This window comes from Pseudomonas sp. NPDC089569 (assembly GCF_050280625.1).
Lineage (GTDB): Bacteria > Pseudomonadota > Gammaproteobacteria > Pseudomonadales > Pseudomonadaceae > Aquipseudomonas.
On sequence record NZ_JBNNVQ010000007.1, the window covers coordinates 71173 to 94184 of the forward strand.

The window sequence follows — 23012 nt, forward strand, 5'->3', positions numbered from 1 at the left end:
CAAAAATTGCAATTGAATGGAGAGCGTTTATGAAAGGTTACTGGATCATCGTGGGTACCGAGGTGATCGATCCGGAGGCGCAACAGGAATATGGCCGTCTTTGGAAACCTATTGCAGAGCAATACGGAGCTGTTCTCAAAACGTTAGGTACGGAGGCTCTACGCGAATTGAAGGGCGGCAGCCGTGTGATCGTTGTCGAGTTTCCGAGCTACGCGCAGGCAGTTGCCTGTTATGAAGACCCAGCCTATATCGAGGCCAAGAGATTCGCTCTTCGGGCTTCCACTCGTGAATTGGTTATCGTTGAGGGCGATCTGAGCTAATGGCTTCCTGTCCGGTTGAATCGCCCCGGATTCTCTAGACACCTTGCAAGCTCATTGCGTAACGCTTTTCAAACTGTACCGGTGACAGCTGATTGTTGAAACCATGGCGGCGTTTGGCGTTGTAGAACATCTCGATGTAATCGAACACATCGCTACGTGCTTCCTGCCGCGTGGCATAGATTTTCCGCTTGATCCGTTCCCGCTTTAAAAGCTGGAAAAAGCTCTCGGCTACGGCGTTGTCATGACAGTTGCCTCGGCGACTCATGCTGGCAACCAAGTTATTCGCCTTCAAAAAACTGCGCCAATCTGTGCTGCTGTACTGACTGCCGTGGTCGGAGTGAACCATCACCTCCTGTTTCGGTTTACGCCTCCAAACCGCCATCAATAACGCATCAATCGCCAAATCACTGGTCATCTGGGACTTCATTGACCAACCAACGACCTGGCGAGAAAACAGATCCAGCACCACGGCCAAATACAGCCAGCCTTCATACGTGCGAATGTAGGTGATGTCGGTGACCCAAACTTTGTTGGGCTCTACGACATCGAACTGGCGTTTCAGTAAATTGGGCGAGGCGACTGCTGGCTTACCTCCGTACTTTCCAGGGCGTCGTCGATACCCTGTCTGAGAGCGCAGGCCTTCAAGGCGCATCAATCTCGCCACGCGATGTCGGCCACATTCCTCACCGACCTCTCGCAGATCGTCATGGATTTTGCGATAGCCATACACACCGCCACTCTCCAGCCACGAATGCTTGATCAAACCCAATAATCGCTGGTCGTCTTTAGCGCGTGCAGATTGCGGCTCGGACAACCAGGCGTAGTAACCACTGGGATGGACTTTCAGCGTCAGGCATAGCCGTCGGATGGAATAGTCGCCCGCTCGCTGCTTGATAAAGGCGTACTTCAGCCGCACTCCTTGGCAAAGTACGCGGCGGCCTTTTTTAAGATATCTCGCTCTTCAGTGACCCGCTTGAGTTCCGCTCGCAGGCGGCGCAGTTCAGCCTGCTGATCATCGTCTTGCTGCCGTTCTTCTTGAGGTTTGCTGTAGCGCTTGATCCACACATAGAGGCTATGCGTCGACACGCCAAGACGGGCCGCCACATCAGCGACAGGCAGCTTCTTTTCGGTCACTTGATTGACCGCTTGGATTTTGAATTCTTCGGGGTAACGCGGGTTGCTCATGGCACCTCCTGATTGGCCTCATTTTAAGGCATGGAGGTGTCTACGAAACCCGGGGCGATTCAATCAAGGCATTGTTAGCATCAAGAAATGAGTACATAATTCAGGCCATAGAAAGCAATGACCGTTAAAAAAGCTCAATGTTTTCAATGAGGTAGAGCGTGAATCATAGTCTCGTTTCCCGCTCCAAACATTGATCTGCCTAGCTCCATCGAGTTAGGCAGATTCTGAAAAAAAGAGGCTTAGGCCTCTTTTTTTTCGTCTCGACAATTCTGTCGAGATCTACCCAACGTCACGAATTTCAAGCACACCATTCAACGAAGAAAAGTCTCTCAGATGGCTTTGGAGCCGATCTGGAGACTTCCCTTGGCGAACGATCAGAAGTCAGGCTGGTTTAAAGCAATAGACCGCCAGTTTATTTCCATCCAGATCACGCACGTACGCGGCATAGGCATTCGCTGCCCAGTCGCGTGTACCCGGCGCTCCTTCATCAGTACCACCCGCGGCCAGGGCCGCTGCGTGGAACGCATCGATCGCCGCGCGATTCGGTGCCTCGAAGCTGACGGTCACGCCATTGCCGACGCTGGCAGGGGCGCCGTTGGCGGGTTTCAGGACGAAAAACGAGGGAGCGTTCTCGCCCCAGATCGAGCCGTTGTCGGCCAGATCGGCGATGCGCTTATGGCCCAGCTGACCCAATGCGCTGTCATAGAAGGCACGGGCTTTGTTCAGATCGTTGGTGCCGACAGTAACGTGGGTAAAGATGCTCATCTATTGCTTCTCCGGGTGTTATCGGTGGGGGTGTTGCAGTGATGTCAGGCAAGGCCTGACGGTGGTCGCCGGGCCAGGCTCAGCGATCAAAATGAATTACGGTGCGAATGCTTTTGCCTTCGTGCATCAGGTCAAAGGCCTGATTGATCTCATCGAGTGCCAGGGTGTGGGTGATGAAAGTGTCGAGCGGGATTTCGCCGTTCTGCGCCTTTTCCACGTAGCTGGGCAGTTCCGTACGGCCTTTCACGCCACCAAAGGCGGAGCCTCGCCAGACACGACCGGTCACCAGCTGGAACGGGCGCGTGCTGATTTCCTGCCCGGCACCGGCGACTCCGATGATCACTGACTCGCCCCAACCCTTGTGACAGCTTTCCAGCGCGGCCCGCATCAACTGGACATTGCCGACGCACTCGAAGGAGTAATCGACGCCACCCTCGGTCAACTCGACGATGACCTCCTGAACCGGCTTGTCATAGTCCTTGGGATTGACGAAGTCGGTGGCACCCAGTTGTTTGGCGATCTCGAACTTGGCCGGATTGATATCCACCGCGATGATCCGGCCGGCCTTGGCCATGACGGCGCCGATGATGGCGGCCAGGCCGATGCCGCCCAGGCCGAAAATCGCTACCGTGGCGCCGGCCTCGACCTTGGCGGTATTGAGCACGGCACCGATGCCGGTGGTCACGCCGCAACCGAGCAAGCACACCTTCTGCAGCGGTGCGTCCTTGGGAATTTTCGCCAACGAGATGGCTGGCAATACGGTGTACTCGGAAAACGTCGAACAGCCCATGTAGTGATAAATCGGCTGGCCCTGGTAGGAAAACCGGCTGGTGCCATCAGGCATCAGGCCCTTGCCTTGAGTGGCGCGGATTTTCTGGCACAGGTTGGTCTTGCCGGACCGGCAGAATTTGCATTCGCCACACTCCGGGGTGTAGAGCGGGATCACGTGATCACCCACAGCGACGGACGTTACGCCCTCGCCAATGGCCTCGACGATGCCGCCCCCTTCGTGACCGAGGATGGTCGGGAAGAGGCCTTCCGGGTCAGCCCCGGACAGGGTAAAGGCATCGGTATGGCAAACACCGGTGGCGACGATGCGCACCAGCACTTCGCCGGCCTGGGGTGGGGCCACGTCGACTTCGACGATTTGCAAGGGTTGGTTGGCCGCGAAGGCAACAGCGGCGCGTGACTTGATCATTCTCTTGATTCCTCAGTGCAGCGTAAGCAGTCGGCAGAAGGGGGGGCGGCAGGATCACTGGCGCAAGTCCACCGTCACGGCGGTGGTCGGGCGGGTGCAACAGAGCAGGATGCGGCCGCTTTCAGGGACATCCAGTGGTGCTTCGAAATACTCGACAGAACCTTCACGCAGGCTGACCTGACAGGTGTTGCACAGGCCGGCCCGGCAATTGAAGGGCGGTGTCAGGCCCGCCTGTTCGGCCAGCTCCAGCAGGGATTGGCAATTCTGATCCCAGGCCAGGCGCGTACCGGAGGGGAGAAACTCCACGGTCAAGGCACCTTCAACCGGTGCGGTGGGTGTTTGGGGGGCTGCAGGTACGGGGGCAGCAGGCGCCGCCGGCAAGACATCGTCCTTCTCGAGGATGGTCGCCGGGCCGAAGAACTCGTAATGGATGCGCTCGCCAGCAATCCCCAGGCTACGCAGCAGCCGCCAGTTCGCCTGCATAAAGAGCCGCGGGCCGCAGAGATAGACGTCGTAGTCGTCCAGCGGCAGCAGCCTTTGCAGGGTGTCCCGGCTGACCAGGCCCTGGCTGTGAAAGTTTGCTTGGGCATGGTCGTCGGCCTCCGGGTTGCGGTAGCAGAAGTGCACGCTGATCCCGGGGCGACGGCTGGCCAATGCCAGCACTTCGTCACGAAACGCATGCACCGCCCCATTTTCGCAGGCATGGATGAAATACACCGGCCGCGACGAATGACGACTCAGTTGATGCAGCATGCTCAACATCGGCGTGAGTCCCACACCACCACTGAACAACACCACCGGCCTTGGGCTCTCTTCATCCAGCACGAAAGTACCCGTGGGCCCGGCGATCTCGAGGGCATCGCCGACCTGCACGTGATCGTGCAGGTGACTGGAACCTTGGCCAGGCGGCAGCTCCGGCCGGTCGAAAGGTGCAGGTTCGCGTTTGACCGAAATGCGTACTTGCGAAGGATCGCTGGCATCCCCGGAAAGACTGTAATTGCGCAGCACCTTGACACCCCCCTCCAGGGCGAGGCGAACGATGAGGTACTGACCTGGACGAAAGCCCGGGTTGGATGCGCCATCGACTGCGGTCAGGACAAAGGAGGTAATGACCGCGCTTTCGTGGTGCTTCTCGATCACCCGGAAGGTTTTAAAACCCACGGAGGCAGGTTGAGGTTGCTGTTGAGTACCCATCTCATGCCTCCAGTTTGACTTTTCCAGCGTCGAGTTGAGTCAGTGGAACCAGGTTGTCGGGCTGCTCCAGGGCTATCAATTTGTCGAGGTTGCGACGGAAGCGCAGGGGGCCAGAGTCAGAAGCCAGATCGATGTTCGGCGTGCGCTTATTGGCCATGCCCTTGTGCACGGCACTCAGAACAACCCGATCTTCGGCAAACGCATGACGTACGTCTTCGTCGAACTGACGTGATACCTCTTCGTTTTCAGTATCGAAGTTACGGACCTGGAACCAGTAATAGCGAGTATTCGATTCGTCGATGGGGGTCATGAAGTTGTAGGAGTTCATCAAGAACACATGCTCGTGCAACTGACCGTCGTCGGAGCCGGTTCCAGCAGGCGTGAACAAAGCCTTGATAATCGCCTGGGAGGGGTAGTGCACCTCATAGTGTTGCTTGCGATCACAATTGCCACTGAACTTGACGAACTTGGCATAGAAAGGTGCAACTTCAACATCACGCATCCAGCGCGAAACAATGACACCGACATCGGTTACGGTGGTTTGCAGCGGTTCCTCCGCACAGGCAGCGTTACCGAAAGAAGATTGATGCACCCAAGCGACATGTGCAGGGTCGAGCAAGTTGTCGGTCATGTACAGATAGTTGCAAGGTATGACCATGCTATCGCCGCGATTGAGTCCCCAAGCGGGGTCTCCCCATTCCGGCACCTGACAAATCTTCGCTTCGTCTGCACGTTCGACATCACCCATCCAGATCCAGATCAAACCGTATCGCACTGCGAGGGGGTAGCTGCGAACTTTGGCGCCTTGTGGAATACGACTGCTGCCTGGCGCGCGGACACAGCTGCCAGAGCAGTCGAAGGTCAGGCCGTGATAACCGCATTCGATATGATCACCTTGCTTGCGCCCCATCGAGAGTGGCAGCTTGCGGTGAGGGCAGGCATCTTCGAGGGCGACAGGCGTGCCGTCACTTTTGCGATAAAGCACTACGGATTCACTGAGAAGCGTTACAGAGTGCAGGTCTTCACCCAATTCAGTTTCACTGGCAGCCACATACCACGCATTTCTTAAAAACATTGGATGTCTCCTCGTAATTTTGTTGTTCGCCTTGTGCTGGCGAACAATGGCTAACGGTGAGGACAGGTTACGAGGATCCGTTTGAGTAAGAATAGATGTTTAAAACTGTTTGATGGTTTAGTTTTCCTAATGGATTATTGGGGCTACATGAGCGATAGCGCCTTGGCTTTGAACGAGCGTTTGGCAACGCATTCAAGGCCGCGCCAGGCAGCCTTGAAGGTTGGAGGTATCGATGGATTGAGCTGTTGAGACAGGTCGAGTGGTTACTGATAAACAGGACGTTGAATAAGTGGCAAGGCCGCCAACGCACGCTCCCAGATTTGTCGAGTGCGCTGCCAGGTTATGGCTTGCCAATCAGGATCAGCTGGATAGAACTGTTCAAGCAGGGTCAGTTTGATTTGCTCGGCAATTGGGTCAGTAAAATCCCCGTGCAAGTGCAGCCATTGATCATCGCGCAAAACAGTATGGATCTGTTCGCCTGGATAAGTGCCGCACTCAATTACAAATGGCATCAAGTGCACTTGCGGTAGTGCTTTGATGATGGCTTGTGATGTGTACCCAGTCGCTGTAGCCGCGACTCCCGTGTCGCTTTGGTTACCAGGTCCGGTGATCAGGGTGTACAGCCAGGGGCCATAGATCGTTTGCGCATCGCGAAGTGCGGGATATGCGGATTGGGCGATGGTCATCAGCATGGGATGACCGTAGTCTCCTGCACCGGTGTGAAGGTCAAAGCACATGGCCACCCGAGTGTGGCTCAGGTGCTCTTGTAAAATCGTATGCAGGGTCCTGTTCGACCAGCTCGGATGTTGTCCACCAAAGTAGAGGCCGTCAGGATGGTTGTACTGACCGGCTTCGACAATCGACATCACCGATGACCAGCCTTCTGTGCGAATGCGATTGTCGAGCAGGGCATCGGCATTCTCGCGCTTCGGTCCCGACAGCTGAGCGCAGGCATAGATGTCGTGAAATGCTTCGTAATCCTGGTTAACCGGTAATGCCTGGCTGAAGTCCACGTAGTTGCGATTGAGGTCAATGTTGTCTTCATTGACGCGGCGCATCCAGGCGGTTCCCCAAGGGTTTATCAGATGGATCATCAGCACCGCAACATCGGGAGGCAGGGCCCTTTCACTGAACTCCTGCAGCCATTTGATCTGACAGTTCGAGCCATAAAAGCCTTCGACACCGTGAGTGCCGCTCAGGGCAACCAACACTTTTTTCGCCTGCAGGTCACCCAGCCAGGCAACGTCGGTACTCAGTGGCTCACCAAAGGGCCCGCTCAAAGGGTGGGGATAGGTTGTAAGGCTGGCACCGGCCGCCTTGGCTGCGGCCAGAAATTGCTCACGTTGGCTGTTGTAACTTGGGTGCGTGGGAAAACTTGCTTTCATGGTTACCTCATGGCGAACGCTGACAACCGATGCTCATCGAGCACCGGATGCCGGGATCTGGAAGTCGATAGCGTTACTTCAAGCGGCCGGAGAGAAACTGCGTCAAACGTTCGCTTTTCGGATTGACCAGCACTTCCCCGGGATGGCCTTCTTCTTCCACACGACCTTGGTGCAGGAACATGACGTGGTTGGAAATGTTGCGGGCAAAACCCATTTCATGGGTGACCACAACCATGGTTCGACCTTCTTCGGCCAGCGCTTGCATCACTTTCAACACTTCGCCGACCAACTCTGGATCAAGCGCTGATGTCGGTTCGTCGAACAGCATCACTTCCGGTTCCATCGCCAATGCACGGGCAATCGCCACGCGCTGTTGTTGGCCTCCCGAGAGATGCGAGGGGTATTTGCTTTCAATGCTTGAGTCCAGTCCTACCTTGCGCAGGTACTGTTGGGCTCGCTGTACAGCTTCTTTACGTTTGATGCCAAGCACATGAACCGGGGCTTCGATGATGTTTTCCAGGACCGTCATGTGTTGCCACAGGTTGAAATGCTGGAACACCATCGACAGTTTGGTGCGCATTTTTTGCAGTTGCTGCGGATCGGCCACACTCATGGCGCCGTTGATATCCTGTTTTGTGCGAATTTCCTCGTTGTTTACTGCAATTCGCCCGGCGCACGGCTGTTCGAGAAAGTTGATACAACGCAGGAAGGTACTCTTTCCTGATCCGCTTGAACCAATGATGCTGATGACATCACCTGCCTTGGCTTTGAGTGAGACACCCTTGAGGACTTCGTGGGGGCCGTATTTTTTGTACAGCTTATCGATGCTTAATTTGTACATATTCGATGCTCTCCGAATGACGGCAGCTCAATGAGCTTGAGGCTTCAAGAAGGCCAACCAACGCATTTCGCAGCGGCGGAAAAACCAGACCAGGGTAAGCACCATCAAGGCATAGAGCACCGCCGCTATACCGAACGCCTCAAACGTGGAGTAAGTGGCCGAGTTCACATCACGGGCAACCTTGAGCAAATCAGGAACGGTCGCGGTGAAGGCCAGGGTGGTGGAGTGCAGCATGAGGATGACCTCATTGCTGTAATACGGCAGTGCACGACGTAGCGAAGACGGCAGGATGATTCGTCTGTACAAGGTAAAGCTGGACATGCCATAGGCGCGTCCGGCTTCGATTTCACCGTAAGGCGTCGCGCGGATCGCGCCGGCAAAAACCTCCGTGGTGTAAGCACATGTGTTGAGGGCAAACGCCAATAAGGTGCAATTGAGGCCTTCGCGGAAAAAGGCATCAAGCTCTGGTTGGGTACGGACCATTTCCAGGCTGTAGACACCCGTATACAGAAGCAGCAATTGGATATAGAGCGGCGTACCTCGAAACACATAGGTATAGAACCAGACGGGGCCACGGATGAAGGGATTCCTTGATACTCGGGCCACCGCCAAGGGCACGGCCAGGACACCGCCGATGGCAATGGAAACGACCAATAACCACAATGTCATTGCAACGCCGGACACTTGATAGCCATCAAACCAGAGGTAGGATTGCCAGTACTCTTGCAATATGCCGATCATAACTGCGCTCCCCTGACGCCAGCAGAGTAACGTCGCTCAAGCCACATCAAGAGGCCATTGGACAGGGTGGTAATTGCCAGATAAACCAATGCGCCCACCAAACCGAAGAAGAACAGTTGCATCGAATGTTTGCCCGCATCCTGAGTGACCTTGACGATGTTGATAAGGCCGATAATCGAAACCAGAGCGGTTGCTTTGATCAGTACCTGCCAGTTGTTTCCAATGCCTGGAAGTGCAAATCGCATCATTTGTGGAAACAGAACCCGCACAAATATTTGCCGACGATTCATTCCATAGGCGATGGCAGCCTCGAGCTGACCCGCAGGTACAGACTGGAAGGCGCCACGGAACGTCTCGGTGAAGTAGGCGCCGTAGATGAAGCCCAGAGTAAAAACTCCAGCGACAAACGGGTTGAGGTCAATTTGCTTGAAGTGCATCCATTCAGTAAGAACATTCAACAGGATTTGTAAGCTGTAAAACAGCAGCAACATAATGACCAGGTCAGGAACACTTCGGATAAGCGTTGTGTAAGCTGTTGCCAGTATTCGCAATAGACGTTTATTCGAAAGTTTGGCTGATGCGCCAAACAATCCCAAAGAAACGGCCAGCAACATCGAGAGCAACGCCAACTTGATGGTCTCGAATGTACCTTCGAGAATGAGCGGACCATAGCCCTGTAAAAACATGTTCTGTCTCTCCTTCGGCAATAGCGGTCCGCAGACCATCTATTTAGAGGCTTGAAATTCAAGGGGAACATTGAATGTGGCTTGGGCTCTTGATCGCCGTTATATGGGAGGTCAAGAGCCAGCCGGGGGAGGATTCAGTTATAAATATCGAAGGTGAAGTACTTCTTCTGAATCGCGTCGTAAGTACCATTTTTGTGTATTTCTGCCAGGGCGCCATTGATGGCCTTGATCAGTTCCTGATCATTCTTGCGCAGGCCAATGGCAATCCCTTGACCCAGAAGTTTTTCATCCTGGACAGTCTCGCCGGCAAAAGCGAAACCATTATTCTGAGGCGTCTGCAAAAAACCCATGTCTGCGACAACTGCATCTGTAAGGGTGGCATCGATGCGGCCACTGACAAGGTCAGGGTAGAGCAGGTCCTGATTGGTGTAGGACACCATGGTAATCCCATGCGGCGCCCATGCCGATCTGACATAGGCCTCTTGGGTACTGCCTTGTGCGACACCGACCCGCTTGCCTTTGAGCGATTCCACAGTCGGTAGCAAGCCGCTATCGGTCTTGGCAATCAGGCGATTGGGCGAGTTGTAAAGCCGATCGGAGAACGCGATGTTTTCTTTGCGTTTTTCGTTGACGGTCATGGCCGAAAGAATGCCATCGAATTTCTTTGCCTTGAGTGCCGGGATGATGCTGTCGAAAGCAACTTCCACCCAAACGCACTTCACCTTGAGCTGGTCGCAAATGGCATTGCCCAGATCAATATCGAAGCCCACTAGTTGACCATCAGGTTGCTTGGATTCAAAAGGCGCGAATGTCGGGTCTACCCCGAATCGAATGGTGCTCAATTCGTTAGCGAGCGCGCCGGTCGAAGCGAGTGCAAATAACGCGGCGAGAATGATTTTTTTCATTTTTCTTTGCCTTTACCTGTTATTGGAGTTTGCGCATGGCGGGTGCAAGGTCGTGGTGCATGGCTAATCAAGGTGCTCATCACTGCCTGCAAGGGGAGCAGTGGCAGGACCAGCATACGAGACTCTGAATATTCGAAAAGATGTCAAAAACTGTTGCATTGTGTAGCTGAGCTAAAGTATTAATCGGCGATTGCATTTCTGGAGGTGCCATGACCAACTTGCCTTCTCTGCGAGCCATTCAGGTATTTGAAGCCGTTGGACGCTATGGTGGGATTGTCGAAGCAGCAAGGCGCCTGGGCATTTCGGCAGGTGCTGTCAGCCAGCAAATGAGGCTGCTGGAAGATAGCCTGGGCTTGAGTCTGACCTTCAGGGTCGGTAAGCGAATCCGCCTGACGGATGCGGGTCAGCGTTATCACGATAGCTGCGTGGCAGCGTTTGAAACGCTGCGCATTGCCCAGGTGGAAGTGGAGCGAGCCAAGAGCGCCACCAACTTGCGAATCAGTGCTTTGCCATCGCTGCTTTCAGACTGGTTGGCGCCACTCATTTACACATGGCAGGCTGAACATCCTGAACTCAATCTCTTTCTTGATGGCAGCCATGCCGAGCCTTCTCCTGATGGCTATGAAATCGATTTTCGAGTGACATACGGAGATTACGAGTCGACCGAACACGCAATTGAACTGTTCCGTGACTGCGTTGTTCCTGTCTGTAGCCCTCTCTTGTTGCGTGCTGATTTGCCGCTACGGACCCCCGCCGATTTAATGGCTTATCCGCTATTGTCGATTGATTGGCTGCCTAAATTCGCTTCTCCACCCTCTTGGCGCGATTGGTTTGAAACACAACAAGTCGACTGTTCGCAAATTTGTGACGGGTATCGGGTGTATTCATTATCGTCAATGGCAATCCAGGCTGCGATTTTGGGACAGGGCGTTGTCCTGGCGCAGTACTCAATGATTGCCGCAGCAGTGGATGATGGGCGTTTGATCATGCCGTTCGCGCATGGTCTGCAAATGCCATCGTCGTATTATTTGGTGGGTGCCAAAGATGCTTTCGACAAAGCGCACTGCCGTGACTTTCATCGATGGCTGGTGGCTCGTGGACGCGATCAGATGGCCGTCAACACGCAACTATTGAGTTGACCGCCCATACAACAGAATGCTGATACCGAAGGTTCAATTCGCAGGATCCGCTGCTGCTTCTGGTTCGCATGCCGCTAAGGAAACCAGTGCATGTGAATTTTTTTGAGCACACCGTTGGCCTTGATGCGTCGATAGCCATCGTCATACAGCGCCAACGCTCGTAACCCGTCCGGGTGCGTCACGCTGAAGCCAATCGTCGAGTCGATCACTCCGCAATTGAAGGCAAAGCGCACCTCATCTTCTGTGCCCGACTGTTTGGCTTTCTGGTTCCTGACCTCCAGATCATTGCTCATGATCACCGCCGCCTGAAAACGCCGAGCGGCGAGTTTCTGGAGACTCGTCAGGTCAGAGAGGGAGTTTTCGAACACCACTCCGGAGGCCTTCAGTGCCATCACTTTTGCCGAGTATTCGTAGTCTCTGGTGATGCCGACGACCGTACCGGGCGGCAAACTGCATTGAGCGTCTGCAGGCTTGGGTAACGGGGCTTTGACAGGTTCGAAAATATCGTTACTGACTCTGAAGATCGGTTGCGCTGCCAGCTTGATCTTGCCCTCGAATTCGGGCTGCCAACTCATGTTGAAGCAGGCAGCGACCTGGCCACTGAGCACCAGGTACTTGCAGCGCGAATACGGCACGACTTTCAACCTGACCTCTACGGCCATCTCTTTGAAAGCCGCGACAACAACATCGTTGGCGTACCCGGTGCCGTCGCTGGCGGACCAGGGGGCGGCGGCGTCCTCGACCATGATCGTCAGCGTTTCATGTGTTTTCTGTACAGCGCTGGCACCAGCGCTCGCCGCCAACAAGGGGAGGGTGCACATCAGAAGCGTCGCCGAAACAGGTGACCACATGCTGTGATAAGTCCTTTTGTGCAGGGAGGCTTGATTGATCCATTGAGTCCGGCGTGCAAGACCGGCATTTAACCATATCGGTAGGGATCTCAAGTGTTCATCACGCTACAGAATTCACTTGCGCCATGATTTCGGCCGCCCCGATTTTTTCGATGCAGCGTTCCGTCCATGAGTCACTCACGCTGCTCATCGGAAACTCACGATGGCTGCTTGCGGTAGTGGCCTATAGCCGCTAATCCTGAGGGTACGTGGAGAGGGTGTGAAGATGATTTCGAGATTTTCCGTTGTCCCTGCAATTCCTGTAGAAACCAGTTCCGTGCGCAGTGGATTCCGTTACTACTGCGAGACCGCCCCCATAGGCTTCAACCTCTATGACAACGTGGAAAAGCTACGGCTGAAGATGACCTATCAGACCCGAGAAGAAGCGCAAGCCGAGTGTCATCGCATGAACCTCGAGAGGGCAAAAGCCACCCTTTGCGAACGAGAGTCGCTACCGACTATCTCGGCTTAACAGTACGGGGTGGCGGTGTGCAGTAGTTCCCTTGGCGGTTCGGTGTTCAGTCGTGTGCAAACAGTCTCATCTTCAGCGCGATCGGAAGCGGTCAGACGCCTTTGGTCGACGGCAGCAGGAGGGTCATGATGCCCAGCAGCGGCAGATAGGAGCACAACGCGTATACGTACTCGATGCCGTGAATATCCGCCAAATGCCCCAACAGTGCGGCGCCAATGCCGCCGAAGCCGAACATCAGCCCGAAGAACACACCAGCGATCATCCCGACATTGCCCGGCACCAGTTCCTGGGCGAAGACCACGATGGCGGAGAACGCCGAGGCGAGGATGAAGCCAATGATCACACTCAGCACGCTGGTCCAGAACAGATCGACATAGGGCAGGGCGAGGGTGAAGGGGGCGGCGCCCAGAATGGAAAACCAGATCACTTTCTTGCGCCCGATTCTGTCGCCGATGGGGCCGCCGAAGAAGGTGCCCGCTGCAACCGAACCGAGGAACAGGAACAGGTACAACTGCGAACTGGCCACCGACAGGTCGAACTTCTCGATCAGATAGAAGGTGTAGTAGCTGGTGAAACTGGACATATAGAAGTACTTGGAGAACACCAGCAACGCCAGCACCACCAGGGCAAAGGTCACGCGTCGCCTGGACAGACCGTGGCTCGCCTTGCCGCCTTGTTTGAGTTTGAACAGGTTCAAGTGTGAGCGGTACCAGCGGCTCAAGCCAAAGAGAATCAGAATGGCGAACACCGCAAACAGGCCGAACCAGGCCACATGACCCTGCCCGTAGGGAATGATGATGGCCGCCGCAAGCAAGGGGCCGAACGCCGTCCCGGCATTGCCGCCGACCTGAAAAGTTGACTGGGCCAGGCCGTAGCGACCGCCGGAAGCCAGGCGCGCGACCCTCGAGGTTTCCGGGTGAAAGGTCGAGGAGCCAATCCCCACCAGGGCCGAGGCCGCGAGAATCGCCGGGAAGTTGCCGACAAACGCCAGCATCAGGATGCCGATCAAGGTGCAGACCATGCCAGCCGGCAACAGCCAGGGCTTGGGATGGCGATCGGTGTGATAACCGACCCAGGGCTGCAGCAAGGAAGCGGTGAGCTGGAAGGTCAGGGTAATCAGGCCCACCTGGGTGAAGCTCAGGCCATAGCTGGCCTTGAGCATCGGGTAGATCGAGGGCAGCACCGCCTGGATCAGGTCGTTGATCAGGTGCGCCAGGGCGCAGGCACCGATCACGCGCAGAACCAGGGGGCTTGTCTGACTGGCCGCGGGGGCGGCTGCCATAGGGGGCGTCATTGAGGACATCGCACATCATCCAGGCTGGGAAAAGGGGTATTACGTCGATCAGCCGCTATGCTAGATTTCGAAAAATTGCCTGTCTCGCGCAATTCGGGCGATGACTTTCGTAAAAAAGGCATCATGAACCAATCACTCGAAGAATTTCTGCTGGCAATGGACGAGGTGGACTGGCCGGTCTGCACCAGCGCCACCGATTACCCGGAAAACTGGTTCATCGAACCCCACAGCCATGCCAAGCACCAGTTGATCTATGCCATCGAGGGCGTGATGGTGGTGCATTCAGGGCTGCACCAATGGACGGTTCCACCCAGCCGTGGCATCTGGATGCCCAGTGGTCACGAGCATTCGATTCGTTGTGTGGGGGCGCTGAAAATGCGCAGCGTTTTCGTGCGACCGGATCACTTTCCAGAACTGCCGGATGAAACCCGGGCCGTCAGCATTTCGGCGCTGTTGAGCGAATTGATCAAGACCTCGGTCAGCATCGCCGGACCGGTGGAGGAGGACTCCCGGGAAGCCAGGATCCTGCGTCTGATCGTCGACGAACTGACCCTGTTGCCGACCTTGCCGCTGCACCTGCCGCAACCGGCCGATCAACGTATCCAGGAAATTTGCGCTGCCTTGCGCCTGGATCTGGGGGATAGCTCAACCCTGTCGGACTGGAGCGGTCGGCTGAACCTGGATGCCAGGACCATCCAGCGTCTGTTCCACAAGGAAACCGGCATGACGTTCGGACAGTGGCGGCAACAGGCACGGCTGCTGTCGGCGCTGGAGCGTATTGCGCTGGGGGAGAAAATCATCGATGTGGCGGGGATGCTGGGTTACGACAGTCCGAGTGCGTTCAGCACCATGTTCAAAAAGCAGTTCGGGACTACGCCGAGTCATTTTTTCAAGTGAGGGCGCAGGTCGATTTTTATCACGATGAATCCGTTGCAAAGTCTCTTTGCAGGCTATAAATCGCTCTAGTCCGGGGCTTGGGCTAATCTCTGTCGCAAAACTGTAATGTTGCCGTCATAGAATTGACATGGCTTCTTACAATTTCTTTCATCTGGCCTCGGGCCTTTTTCATGGATGAGCGTGTGCCATGCGTCGTGTCGTATTCAATCAGAAAGGGGGTGTTGGAAAGTCCAGTATCGCCTGCAATCTTGCCGCAGCGAGTGCAGCCGAAGGTTACCGGACACTGCTGGTCGATCTCGATCCTCAGGCCAATTCGACTCACTATCTCACCGGCTTGACCGACGAGCGTATTCCGACCGGCATCGCCGATTTTTTCAAGCAGACACTTTCCGGTGGTTTTGAAGGCAGGAAGAGTCGGGTGGTCATCACCGAGACGGCTTACGACAATCTCCACCTGGTTACGGCCAGCCCTGACCTGGCGCAGATCCAGTCAAAACTCGAGAGCAAATTCAAGATCAACAAACTGCGCAAGTTGTTGGTCGAGCTATCCGAGGATTACGAGCGCATCTACATCGATACGCCGCCGTCGCTGAATTTCTACACATTCAGTGCACTGGTCGCTGCGGATCGATTGTTGATTCCGTTTGATTGCGACAGTTTTTCAAGGCAGGCCCTGTATCGCGTCATCGAGGAGGTCGAGGAGCTGCGTCAGGATCACAATGAGTCACTGAAAGTGGAAGGGGTGGTGGTCAACCAGTTCGCCGGCAATACCGGCCTGCACCAATCTCTTGTCAACGAGCTGCTGGCCGAAGGTTTGCCGGTCTTGCCGGTTTACCTCAGCAACTCCGTCAAGATGCGTGAATCTCACGAAGCCTCTGTTCCCATTGTTCATCTGGCCCCTCGTCATAAGCTTGCGCTCGAGTTTGCCGGTTTGCTGGACGCCTTGGAGCGAGCTGCCTAGTTTCTTTGCCGAGGGGCTGCCGAAAGGGCAGTCCCTCGGAAGGCTTGCGTCGCCCCATCGCTACCTTGATTGCATGATCAGCCACTCTATGAAGTTGTTCACTTCCTCACGATCACGATTCCCTTCGCTGCAAACGCAGTAGTAGTTCTGCAACGCAGGCACGGTCAATGCCAGGGGTTGCACCAGGCGGCCTTCGTCCAGGTCGCGGGCGGACACCACCTCATCGCTGAGCGCTACGCCATAACCATCGCGGGCCGCTTGTAGCACCATGCCGAAGTCATCGAAGTAAATATCCGAGTCACCTGATTGCACACTGCGTGCCTCGGACAACCAGCGTCGCCACTGTGCGCCATCGTCTTCATGGAGCAATCGGTAGTGAGCCAGGTCGGCAACGTTGCGAATGGCCTTGGGGCCTCGCAGCAACTGAGGGCTGCATACCGGCGTCAGGCGAATCCCGTGCAGCAGTCGCCACCAGAAACCGGGCCAGGGTGGAACGCCATACACCACAGCCAGATCGGCGCGCCGCCAGTCTACCTTGTTGAAGTGGCCGGCGCTGATCACGTTCAGTTTGATGTGCTGGTTTTCTTCCATGAAGGCGAATAACCGGGTGGCAAGCCAGGCCACGCCATGCACGCCAGGGATGGACAGGGTCAGTTCGATTTTCTGTCGTTCGCCGTGATGTGCAATCGATAGTTCACGTACCCCGTCGGCGATCTCTCCCATCGCCTTGGCGACTCGTTTTTGCAGCAACCGCCCGCTGTCAGTCAGGGCCAGTTGTCGTCCGCGCTTTTCAAACAGTTCGGTCCCCAGGCCAATTTGAAGACCCCGAAGCTGTTGACTGATAGCGCCGGTGGTCACGTGCAGTTCCACGGCGGCCGCAGCAATGCTGCCCAGCCTGGCGACGCTTTCGAACACCCGGAAACCATGAAGAGGAGGGAGGGCCAAGGCAGTACCTTTTGTTTAGATTTTCTAAGCGATATATGGGTAAAAAGTTTAGCTTGTTTGAGTGTGCTCAGACCAGCAACATTCCCGCATCAGCAACGATTACTTCCTCTCTACCACCAATAAAAACCGGAGAATCGCGATGAAACATGCAGCGGGAGTTGTTTTTCTGGGGCTGGGTTTGAGCCTGGGCCTTGTCGGCAGCCTGGCCTTCGCGGCCAACAATTCGACGGACATGAAACCTTCGTTCGCCCAGGGCGATACGCTCAACGTTTGCACCGCCGGCGAGTTCCCGCCGATGGAGTTCTACGCCAAGCCGGGCGACGCCCGGATGGTTGGCTTCGAAGTGGATGTCATGCAAGCGCTGGCCAGGCACTGGGGGGTGAACCTTCAATTGGTCGTGGGTGACTTCAAGGGTTTGCTGCCGTCGCTCGACTCAAAGCGCTGTGATGTGGTTGCCAGCGGCATGACCCTGACTGCCGATCGCCTGAAACGCTACGACGGGGTGGGGTACTTCAAGTCCGCCAAGGTCATGGTGACTTCGACTCGGGGCGAGCCAATGCGAACGCCGCAGGATCTGAGCGGCAAAGTCATCGCGATCGAAGCCGGTACGACCTACGAGGGCACCGTGAGTGCGCTGAACAAACAGCTGGTAGAGAGCGGGCGCAATCCAGTCAGCATGCAGACCTACCCGTCGGCCTCCGCAGTCATTCAGCAAGTACTGGTGGGACGCGCGGCGGCGACCATTACCCAGGACACAACCGCTGCCTATCGCAGCAGCCAGTTACCCGGACAATTGCAGATTACCTACACCTACCCGGACGCGGAGCTCTTCGGACTTTATTTGCGCAAGGACGCTGCCGATTTGCAAAAGCTCAAGGAGGCCTTGGCAGCGTTGCAGCAGAGCGGTGAACTCAAGACGTTGCTGGTGAAGTGGAATCTGCCGGCGATGTCGACGGACGTCCAATTGGCCCAGCAGTAAGGATGAGTGTCATGGTGTTTGATTCTTCATTGTTTCTGGATGCCGTGTTCGGTTGGCCGCTTGCCAGGGGCGCGCTGCTGACCGTCGTGCTGTCGGTCGGCGTGATGGCATTGTCGATGGGTGTATCACTGTTCACAGGTTCGTTGTCGACCTCCCCTCGGCGCGGTATCCGCTGGTCGATGGCCGGGTATGTCTGGCTGTTTCGCGGTGCTCCGGCCTTGCTGGTCTTGCTGTTCATCTGGAACGGGTTGCCCCAACTCTTTCCGGGTTTTCGGGGCGATTGGTTTACACCCTTCCTGGCCGCTTTCATTGCCCTGACCCTGATCCAGATTGCCTACCTGACCGAAATCTTCCGCAGCGCTTTCGCAGCGGTCGGAAACGGCCAGCGTGAAGGCGCCGCAGCATTGGGTTTGCACCGCTGGCAGGTGTTCTTGCTGGTCGTGCTGCCTCAAGCGTTGCGGGTCGCGTTGCCGGCTCTGGTCAACGAGTTCATCTCACTGCTCAAGGCCACTTCCCTGGCGACCATCATCTCCCTGAATGAACTGATGACCACCACCCAGTTTGCGATAGCCACCAGCTTCCAGTTCCTGGAGTGGTACAGCGCGGCGTTGGTCTACTACATGGTGCTGGTGTCGGTGTTGACGGGGCTGCAAATGCGCGTCGAGCGCGTTCTTTCCGGTGGTTTGCGTTAAGGGTCGCTACAGACAAACAGGAGAAGCAATCGTGAACGTGTTTATTGATAAGCCATGCGAGTCTGTCGAACGTGAAACCGTGGCCCTGCAAATTCGCGGACTGGGTAAATGGTACGGCGCCTTTCAGGTACTCAGAAACATCGATCTGGATATCCATCAGGGCGAGCGTGTGGTGATCTGCGGGCCTTCCGGTTCGGGCAAGTCAAGCCTGATCCGCTGCATGAACCGGCTGGAAGAACACCAGGAAGGACGCATCGTGGTTGATGGTGTGGAGTTGACGGGGCAGCTCAAACGCATTGACCGGGTTCGAAGTGAGGTCGGCATGGTGTTCCAGCATTTCAACCTGTTCCCGCATCTGACCATCCTCGAGAACTGCACGCTGGCACCTCGTTGGGTACGCAAGATGCCACGTCGGCAAGCCGAAGAGTTGGCGATGCATTACCTGGAGCGTGTGCGTATTCCCGACAAGGCCCACTGCTATCCCTCAACGCTTTCGGGTGGGCAGCAGCAGCGCGTTGCCATCGCCCGAGCCCTGTGCATGAACCCGCGGGTGATGCTGTTCGACGAGCCCACCTCGGCCCTGGACCCGGAAATGATCAAGGAAGTACTCGACACCATGGTTCAACTTGCAGAGGAGGGTATGACCATGGTTTGCGTGACCCACGAAATGGGGTTCGCTCGCAAGGTGGCCGATAAGGTCGTCTTCATGGATGCAGGGCAGATTGTCGAGTACGGCACGCCAGAGCAAATATTTACCCGGCCGAGCCATGAGCGAACCCAGCGCTTTCTTGGCCAGTTGCTGCATTGAGGTGTCGAATGCACGATCAATGGTACAAAAAGCAGGATTTGGGCAACGGGATTACAAGCTTGAGCGAGCCTTATGTGCATCGCTACTTTTCGGCGAATCTGTTTCACCTGAGGGGACGTGATGCCGATCTGGTGATCGATTTCGGCATGGGGTTGTGCCCGCTGCGGCCGCACCTGGGTTTGGAAGCAGGCAAGCCGGTCGTTGCGGTTGCAACCCATATTCATGCGGATCATGTGGGCGCCTTCCACGAGTTTGAAACCCGGTTTGGACACGCAGCCGAAGCGACCGCATTCGCCCGGATGAGTGATCAGGACACCCTGGCCGATGTCTTTCGCAACTTGCCAGGCGCAGTCACGCAAGCGTCTGGCCTGAACGTGTCGGCGGAAAATCATCGTATTGCGCCAGCCCCTTTGACCAGGACCGTGGGCGAGGGGGACATCATCGACCTGGGAGACAGGCGGCTGCGGGTGCTTCATTTGCCGGGCCACTCGCATGGCTCCATCGGTTTGCTCGACGAGCGTGCAGGGCTGCTGTTCAGTGGTGATGTCATTTACATCGGGGGACTGGTGGATGATCTTCCTTGTTCCGATCGGGCACTTTACCGCCAGACCATGCAGCGATTGATCGATCTGGACGTCGATTGTGTTTACGGTGGCCACGGCGAGGCGATGTCGGCACAACAGATGAAGGCGATTGCCAGGCAATACCTGCAGGGGACATCGGCCAGGGCGACGGTTTGATCGACCCGGTCACGGGCAGCCGGACAATGTTTTTATCAAGCTCATGACTGTTGCCAGTGACAGTCACTGAGCATTCGTAATGCAAAGGGTGAGATCGTATGGGGCCGTTCGGAAGGCGCGAAAGGGCCAATGTACCTCCGGGCAACCGGGAAACAAGGCGGCAGATTTTTTTTTGAAATCAAGGGGTTGCCAGCCTCGAGAAATGAGTACATAATTCACGCCATCGAAAGCACTGACGGCTTAAAAAGCTCAATGTTTTCAAGGAGATAGAGCTTGAATAGAAATCTGTTTCCAAAGCGTTTTATATACATTTGATGTTGTGCTACTGACAGCAAATGTTCTGAGGCCGAGTAGCAAAATGGTTATGCAGCGGATTGCAAATCCGTAGACGCCGGTTCGATTCCGACCTCGGCCTCCACTATAAACAACCCCGTAGATCGATGATCTACGGGGTTTTTTATTGCCTGGGCAATTGCCCGATTGCATTGTGTCTCACAAGCTATTGATCGTCCTGATATTCATTGGAATAAAACTCTGTAGCTCCATGATTTACAGAGGTTTTTTATTTTTGAATTCCGCAGGCTTCAGTCTCGAAAATCACACATATGACCTTGCTTCACCGGCGAGGGATGTATATATTTCCACCCTCTGATTCACCGCGCTACCGCCCGAATGGCGAAACTGGTAGACGCATGGGACTTAAAATCCCCCGCTCGTAAGGGCGTGCCGGTTCGATTCCGGCTTCGGGCACCATGAATATCAAGGGCTTGCATGAGGTTTCTCATGCAAGCCCTTATTTTTTTTCCGCAATAAAAAATTCCTTTCCGCAATTCGGCGCTGTCTGTCACTTCGTTGGGGTCGCCTTTTTGCCCTTGCGCATCCGGATGTACTGCTCGGTCTGTGAAACGCCAGGCAGAACCGCCGCCTCGGTGTTTTCGATACTGCCCATTTTCACAACCAGTCCCTGTCCAACTTCGACACGCTTGTTGCACCGGTAGCAGGTGCCGGGATGCTGCTTGCGCATGGGCGCGCAAGGGTGGGCTTTCGTTTCGCAGATTGCTGAATTTCACAAATGAATCATTGAGTTACAGAGTTGTCATATTCCTCGCGAGAACTGTCCGGTTGAGATTCCGGTCCGTGACAGCCCTCTCTGAAGTCATGACCATTTAGGACGTTCAAATGAAGCGCGCAGTAATGATGATCCTGGCCTTTTCAAGTGTGCTCTTGCTGGGTGGTTGTTACCCTCACTGGGAAGATGAGGGAAGGTATGACCGGGGTTACGATCACGATCATCGGCGTGGATACGACCGCGGGGATGACGATGATCAAGGCTATAACCGTCGATATGATCGTCGTGACTATGATCGTTACCACCGTCAGTATCGCGACCGTGACGACAGGGACGACTGACCTTTTGGCTTTAATCGTAGGTGCCCAGGTTCGCAGTTTCATTTTGTCTATTGTCGAAATGACAATTTCGCCTCTGGCGAACATCACCAAAACCCGGCCAAGCGTCGGGTTTTTCGTTTTCCTGATATCATCTTAGAATCATCTGCTGATGCGGGAGTGACGATATGGATTTCAAGAGTGTCCTCGGTGAGGTTGCCAAAGGCGGTTATGACGGACTCATAAAGGGCGGGCCCATCGAGATCGATAATCCCGAAGTGGAAAAATAGTTGCATGGACGTTTGTGGGGGTCGCCGTAGTGGGGACGGTACTGCTCACGGGTGCGGCGTTAAGCTCAAAAGTTGCTGAAAATCTCTCAACCGTTGTGGGCTCCATGCGCGGCGAAAAGAAAAAGCAGAGTGTGAATCGATAAGGCCTGCATCGTCGCAGATAGAAGGCTGCACAGAGGGGCGGCAAGGTTTCGAAACCTGTCGATTTGCAATCGATCATGTAACCCGGCCTTAGTGTCGGGTTTTTGCTGAATGGAGTTGGACCACGACATGGAAATGCAGAGCAGGAATTGCCGATCAGTCGATACCCACTTTCCGGAAAGACGAATGAAGTGGCGTTGGCTGATTCTGTTTATCAAGGTATGGCTCATATCGGCCTTTCTGCTTGCCTGCCTGTTCGGCCTCGGCGTAACCGCACTTTTGGCGGGGACTGACGCAGAGCTTGAGTGGGAACAGCGTATTTACGCAGTCGGAATCGGCCTCATCACTCTCTTCATTGGCTTGGCGATATTGAGAGCCATCACGCCCACGCAACCGTTTTTCGCGCTGTTTCGAAAGAAGAATGGCTGATCAGCAAGCCCGGCCACTGCGCCGGGTTTTTATTGCCAGACATCCAGCGGTAGCCAACACAGCCCTTTGCCCAGGGCAGTCAACGCTGTCTCAAGGGCTTCCAAATGTGTGCCGCTGCCACACAACAACGAGCTGAACAAGACACACTTTCTTTTCCCGCCACGTGTCGTTTCCATAGTGATAGATTTCGCTTCGTTACCCACGGACGAGAAGGGCGCATCTGTTTCTGCTTCAGGCAATGGCAATGTCGTTACCGATAAGGGCAGGTATCGTTGTCGTGAGCGATGCGTTCGCAAGTAAGGAAGAGACAAGGCAACGCCTTGCAGGATCTGACCATGCCCAAAAGACACCCTGAAAACACTGTGACGCCAACGGCTGCTGATATCGAGCGCTCTATCCAGGCCCTGAACAAAATGGCGGAACGCCTTTGGGGGGACGGGCGGGAGGCGGAAGCCAAAGCCCTCATCGATGCCCTGGATGCGTTGAATCGGGCACTGGATCGAATCAGGATCGGCGAGAGTCGCAGAGTGCTAACGCTGCACTGAGTCGATCGGTTGACGCTTATTCGTACCCATGGCACTTCTTCATGTTGCCGGGCGGGGATGTCGGCCATGATGCAAGTGCAGGCAGAAGCGATCGCTCTGGAAAAACGCC

General features: G+C 55.4%; 26 protein-coding genes and 2 tRNA genes. 14 read left to right on the forward strand and 14 right to left on the reverse strand.

The window, feature by feature from the left end:
* Positions 1–29: 29 nt before the first annotated feature.
* The gene (locus tag ACQKP2_RS05490; protein ID WP_427575007.1) at positions 30–320 is read left to right on the forward strand and encodes a DUF1330 domain-containing protein; all 291 of its coding nucleotides are present in this window, start codon (positions 30–32) and stop codon (positions 318–320) included.
* A gap of 34 nt (positions 321–354) precedes the next feature.
* Here ACQKP2_RS05490 and ACQKP2_RS05495 read toward each other — a convergent pair.
* The 10 genes from ACQKP2_RS05495 to ACQKP2_RS05540 form a co-directional block, all read right to left on the reverse strand.
* Positions 355–1505, reverse strand: a protein-coding gene (locus ACQKP2_RS05495; protein WP_427575009.1) for an IS3 family transposase whose coding sequence is annotated in 2 segments (ribosomal slippage) — positions 355–1271 and positions 1271–1505 — 1152 coding nt in all. Because the reading frame shifts where the segments join, the coding sequence is not laid out codon by codon here.
* A 381-nt stretch (positions 1506–1886) separates the two neighbouring features.
* Positions 1887–2270, reverse strand: coding sequence for a VOC family protein (locus ACQKP2_RS05500; protein WP_427575011.1), 384 nt, complete (start codon positions 2268–2270; stop codon positions 1887–1889).
* A 79-nt stretch (positions 2271–2349) separates the two neighbouring features.
* Positions 2350–3468, reverse strand: a complete 1119-nt coding sequence (locus ACQKP2_RS05505; RefSeq protein WP_427575012.1) for an S-(hydroxymethyl)glutathione dehydrogenase/class III alcohol dehydrogenase — start codon at positions 3466–3468, stop codon at positions 2350–2352.
* A gap of 54 nt (positions 3469–3522) precedes the next feature.
* Positions 3523–4662 (reverse strand): FAD-binding oxidoreductase, encoded by a 1140-nt coding sequence (locus ACQKP2_RS05510; protein ID WP_427575013.1) that lies wholly within the window; start codon positions 4660–4662, stop codon positions 3523–3525.
* Position 4663: 1 nt separating this feature from the next.
* Entirely contained in the window at positions 4664–5737 is a 1074-nt protein-coding gene (locus ACQKP2_RS05515) for a Rieske 2Fe-2S domain-containing protein (protein ID WP_427575014.1), read from the reverse strand.
* A gap of 263 nt (positions 5738–6000) precedes the next feature.
* The gene (locus ACQKP2_RS05520; protein WP_427575016.1) at positions 6001–7122 is read right to left on the reverse strand and encodes a DUF2817 domain-containing protein; all 1122 of its coding nucleotides are present in this window, start codon (positions 7120–7122) and stop codon (positions 6001–6003) included.
* 73 nt (positions 7123–7195) lie between these two features.
* Complete coding sequence (locus tag ACQKP2_RS05525; RefSeq protein WP_427575018.1) at positions 7196–7963, reverse strand: ABC transporter ATP-binding protein; 768 nt, start codon at positions 7961–7963, stop codon at positions 7196–7198.
* A gap of 27 nt (positions 7964–7990) precedes the next feature.
* The gene (locus ACQKP2_RS05530) at positions 7991–8704 is read right to left on the reverse strand and encodes an ABC transporter permease (protein WP_427575020.1); all 714 of its coding nucleotides are present in this window, start codon (positions 8702–8704) and stop codon (positions 7991–7993) included.
* Positions 8701–9390, reverse strand: coding sequence for an ABC transporter permease (locus ACQKP2_RS05535; protein WP_427575022.1), 690 nt, complete (start codon positions 9388–9390; stop codon positions 8701–8703). The genes ACQKP2_RS05530 and ACQKP2_RS05535 overlap by 4 nt, the downstream gene beginning before the upstream one ends.
* Positions 9391–9524: 134 nt before the next feature.
* Entirely contained in the window at positions 9525–10295 is a 771-nt protein-coding gene (locus ACQKP2_RS05540; RefSeq protein WP_427575023.1) for an ABC transporter substrate-binding protein, read from the reverse strand.
* Between the two features lie 209 nt (positions 10296–10504).
* Between ACQKP2_RS05540 and ACQKP2_RS05545 the strand changes: the two genes are divergently transcribed.
* Complete coding sequence (locus ACQKP2_RS05545) at positions 10505–11434, forward strand: LysR substrate-binding domain-containing protein (protein ID WP_427575025.1); 930 nt, start codon at positions 10505–10507, stop codon at positions 11432–11434.
* Positions 11435–11508: 74 nt separating this feature from the next.
* Here ACQKP2_RS05545 and ACQKP2_RS05550 read toward each other — a convergent pair whose 3' ends face one another.
* On the reverse strand, positions 11509–12285 hold the full coding sequence (locus ACQKP2_RS05550; protein ID WP_427575026.1) for a substrate-binding periplasmic protein: 777 nt from the start codon (positions 12283–12285) through the stop codon (positions 11509–11511).
* Positions 12286–12550: 265 nt separating this feature from the next.
* Between ACQKP2_RS05550 and ACQKP2_RS05555 the strand changes: the two genes are divergently transcribed.
* Positions 12551–12796, forward strand: a complete 246-nt coding sequence (locus ACQKP2_RS05555) for a hypothetical protein (protein ID WP_427575121.1) — start codon at positions 12551–12553, stop codon at positions 12794–12796.
* Between the two features lie 91 nt (positions 12797–12887).
* Here ACQKP2_RS05555 and ACQKP2_RS05560 read toward each other — a convergent pair whose 3' ends face one another.
* Entirely contained in the window at positions 12888–14099 is a 1212-nt protein-coding gene (locus ACQKP2_RS05560; RefSeq protein ID WP_427575028.1) for an MFS transporter, read from the reverse strand.
* 114 nt (positions 14100–14213) lie between these two features.
* Here ACQKP2_RS05560 and ACQKP2_RS05565 point away from each other — a divergent pair, with 114 nt between their 5' ends.
* Positions 14214–14987: an AraC family transcriptional regulator gene (locus ACQKP2_RS05565; RefSeq protein WP_427575030.1), complete on the forward strand. Its 774-nt coding sequence runs from the start codon at positions 14214–14216 to the stop codon at positions 14985–14987.
* Positions 14988–15174: 187 nt separating this feature from the next.
* A complete protein-coding gene (locus ACQKP2_RS05570) occupies positions 15175–15948 on the forward strand; it encodes a ParA family protein (protein WP_427575032.1) in 774 nt (257 codons plus the stop codon).
* A gap of 60 nt (positions 15949–16008) precedes the next feature.
* Here ACQKP2_RS05570 and ACQKP2_RS05575 read toward each other — a convergent pair whose 3' ends face one another.
* On the reverse strand, positions 16009–16893 hold the full coding sequence (locus tag ACQKP2_RS05575; protein WP_427575034.1) for a LysR substrate-binding domain-containing protein: 885 nt from the start codon (positions 16891–16893) through the stop codon (positions 16009–16011).
* A 139-nt stretch (positions 16894–17032) separates the two neighbouring features.
* On the opposite strand from ACQKP2_RS05575, the gene ACQKP2_RS05580 reads away from it, so the two are divergent.
* From ACQKP2_RS05580 to ACQKP2_RS05605, 6 genes are all read left to right on the forward strand, one after another.
* Positions 17033–17872 (forward strand): transporter substrate-binding domain-containing protein, encoded by an 840-nt coding sequence (locus tag ACQKP2_RS05580; RefSeq protein WP_427575036.1) that lies wholly within the window; start codon positions 17033–17035, stop codon positions 17870–17872.
* Positions 17873–17883: 11 nt separating this feature from the next.
* Entirely contained in the window at positions 17884–18564 is a 681-nt protein-coding gene (locus ACQKP2_RS05585; protein ID WP_427575037.1) for an amino acid ABC transporter permease, read from the forward strand.
* A gap of 43 nt (positions 18565–18607) precedes the next feature.
* On the forward strand, positions 18608–19372 hold the full coding sequence (locus ACQKP2_RS05590; protein WP_427575123.1) for an amino acid ABC transporter ATP-binding protein: 765 nt from the start codon (positions 18608–18610) through the stop codon (positions 19370–19372).
* A gap of 8 nt (positions 19373–19380) precedes the next feature.
* Positions 19381–20112, forward strand: coding sequence for an MBL fold metallo-hydrolase (locus ACQKP2_RS05595; protein ID WP_427575039.1), 732 nt, complete (start codon positions 19381–19383; stop codon positions 20110–20112).
* A 344-nt stretch (positions 20113–20456) separates the two neighbouring features.
* A tRNA-Cys gene (locus ACQKP2_RS05600) sits at positions 20457–20530 on the forward strand.
* A gap of 248 nt (positions 20531–20778) precedes the next feature.
* Positions 20779–20865, forward strand: a tRNA-Leu gene (locus ACQKP2_RS05605).
* 91 nt (positions 20866–20956) lie between these two features.
* Here ACQKP2_RS05605 and ACQKP2_RS05610 read toward each other — a convergent pair.
* Positions 20957–21136 (reverse strand): hypothetical protein, encoded by a 180-nt coding sequence (locus ACQKP2_RS05610; RefSeq protein ID WP_427575041.1) that lies wholly within the window; start codon positions 21134–21136, stop codon positions 20957–20959.
* 155 nt (positions 21137–21291) lie between these two features.
* Between ACQKP2_RS05610 and ACQKP2_RS05615 the strand changes: the two genes are divergently transcribed.
* From ACQKP2_RS05615 to ACQKP2_RS05625, 3 genes are all read left to right on the forward strand, one after another.
* Positions 21292–21522, forward strand: a complete 231-nt coding sequence (locus ACQKP2_RS05615; protein WP_427575043.1) for a hypothetical protein — start codon at positions 21292–21294, stop codon at positions 21520–21522.
* A gap of 593 nt (positions 21523–22115) precedes the next feature.
* Positions 22116–22358 carry a hypothetical protein gene (locus tag ACQKP2_RS05620; RefSeq protein ID WP_427575045.1) on the forward strand — a complete coding sequence of 81 codons (243 nt, stop codon included), beginning with the start codon at positions 22116–22118 and terminating at the stop codon, positions 22356–22358.
* 335 nt (positions 22359–22693) lie between these two features.
* Entirely contained in the window at positions 22694–22903 is a 210-nt protein-coding gene (locus ACQKP2_RS05625) for a hypothetical protein (protein ID WP_427575124.1), read from the forward strand.
* The last annotated feature ends 109 nt before the right edge of the window (positions 22904–23012 follow it).